This window comes from Oleiphilus sp. HI0125 (assembly GCF_001635355.1).
In genome coordinates, this window is sequence record NZ_LWGF01000803.1 from 1 (window position 1) to 2020 (window position 2020).

The 2020-nt window shown below is 44.8% G+C and carries 3 protein-coding genes and 1 pseudogene; all 4 read left to right on the forward strand.

What is annotated here, in order from left to right:
- Nucleotides 1-282: pseudogene (locus A3762_RS12975) on the forward strand (hypothetical protein); the annotation flags it as partial.
- A gap of 159 nt (nt 283-441) precedes the next feature.
- The gene (hisB, locus tag A3762_RS12980; RefSeq protein WP_068477106.1) at nt 442-1035 is read left to right on the forward strand and encodes an imidazoleglycerol-phosphate dehydratase HisB; all 594 of its coding nucleotides are present in this window, start codon (nt 442-444) and stop codon (nt 1033-1035) included.
- Between the two features lie 69 nt (nt 1036-1104).
- Entirely contained in the window at nt 1105-1743 is a 639-nt protein-coding gene (gene hisH / locus A3762_RS12985) for an imidazole glycerol phosphate synthase subunit HisH (RefSeq protein ID WP_068755954.1), read from the forward strand.
- Between the two features lie 24 nt (nt 1744-1767).
- Nucleotides 1768-2020: HisA/HisF-related TIM barrel protein (locus tag A3762_RS12990; RefSeq protein WP_255375047.1), on the forward strand; the 253-nt coding region annotated here is incomplete at its 3' end.

Here is a 2020-nt window from a genome sequence, read left to right on the forward strand (position 1 = left end):
CACGCTTTGCAAACCATTTATGCGAGCAAATACGTGTCAGATGAAGCGAATGGTTCAGTTGAATGGACGGCCGTTAAAGGCGAGGGTAACGCTCAGGTTTCTGGTGGTTGGTCTTTAACTGAAGTAGATGGCGGCACAGAGCTAACTTTGAGCAGCTCTGCAGAACTCGAGTTGCCATTGCCAAAATTGCTTAAGATGGCCATTAGCCCAGTGGTTAAAAGCGAATTCGTACGTATGGTAGATACCTACGTCGAGAATATTGAAAGTGCATTGAATAGCTAAGTGAAGCGAAATGCATGAAAACCCTCAGTTTTTACTGGGGGTTTCTTGTTTTTGGCGGTAGGAAGACAGAGGCATAAAGGCTATAATCGCGAGCCTGCTGATAAAGGTGTGATAAAAATGCCTAGTCAGTTGTTTAATATGCAGAAATTGGAGTGATACATGAGCGCCAGAACAGCGCAAGTAGAGCGTAATACCTTAGAGACGCAAATTAGCGTATCAATAAATCTTGATGGTACAGGTGAAGCAAAGTTCGACACTGGTATGCCATTTTTAGAGCACATGTTGGATCAGATTTGTCGCCATGGTTTGATCGACATTGAAGCGCGTGTGAAAGGTGATTTACATATCGATGATCACCACTCTGTTGAAGATTTAGGTATCACTCTAGGACAAGCTTTCGCTAAGGCTGTCGGAGATAAAAAAGGCATTCGTCGTTATGGGCATGCATACGTGCCGCTTGATGAAGCATTGTCGCGCGTAGTGATTGATTTCTCTGGCCGCCCTGGACTCGAAATGGATGTTCCATTTGTAAAAGGCTCTGTTGGTGGTTTTGATTGCGATCTGTTTTATGAGTTTTTCCAAGGCTTTGTAAACCACGCGTGGGTGACTCTGCACATCGACAACTTGAAAGGTAAGAATGCGCATCACCAAATCGAAACCGTGTTTAAAGCTTTCGGTCGAGCACTGCGCATGGCGCTCGAATTCGATGATCGAATGGCAGGTATGATGCCGTCTACAAAGGGTACGCTTTAAGCTGTACAAGTACGTTCTTTCTAAGCGTCTTTGCATGATTGCAAAGACGCTTCTTAGGTAAGTCAAAGCATGAGTTCTATTGCAATTATTGATTATGGCATGGGTAACCTTCACTCCGTTGCGAGTGCGTTTGAACATGTCTGTGGTTCTTCAATTCAAGTTACTTCTGACCCGTCTGTGATTGAATCAGCTGATCGCGTTGTATTGCCGGGTGTCGGCGCGATGCGTGATTGTATGGCTGAGATCAAGCGTTTGGGTGTCGATGAAATTGTTTCCAAAGTTTCCAAAGATCGACCTTTTCTAGGTATTTGTGTCGGCATGCAGGCCTTGATGCAAAGCAGTGAAGAGAATAGTGGCGTTGATTGCTTGGGCTTGTTCGATGGACAAGTAAAGTTTTTTGGCGATGACTTACGTGAAAATGGTCAGCGTTTGAAAGTGCCTCATATGGGGTGGAATCAAGTGGAACAGCGTGATCATCCGCTGTGGCATGGCATTGACAATCAGTCTCGATTTTATTTTGTGCACAGCTACTACGTGCCAACTAGTATTGATCAAAATCTCGTTGCGGGTACGACGCGTTACGGTGTCGATTTGAGCGCTGCTATTATGCGAAATAATGTCTTTGCGACGCAGTTTCACCCTGAGAAAAGTCAGCATGCTGGCTTGCAACTACTTAAGAATTTTAGTGAATGGAATGGTCAGCTTTAAGCTGGCATTGGTTTGGAAATAAATATGTTAATTATCCCTGCAATTGATCTTAAAGACGGCAAGTGTGTTCGATTACGCCAAGGTCGTATGGACGACTCTACGGTATTTTCCGATGATCCTGTTGATATGGCTGGTCGCTGGATGGATCAAGGTGCACGTCGACTGCATTTGGTGGATTTAAACGGCGCATTTGATGGTGTGCCTGTTCATGCTGAGATCGTAAATGCCATTGCTAAGCGCTTTCCGAATTTACCGATTCAAATCGGTGGCGGAATTC

Excerpts from the sequence above, each read along its gene's own strand:
- hisB (WP_068477106.1), top strand. The coding sequence starts at position 442 with ATGAGCGCCAGAACAGCGCAAGTAGAGCGTAATACCTTAGAGACGCAA.
- hisH (WP_068755954.1), top strand. The coding sequence starts at position 1,105 with ATGAGTTCTATTGCAATTATTGATTATGGCATGGGTAACCTTCACTCC.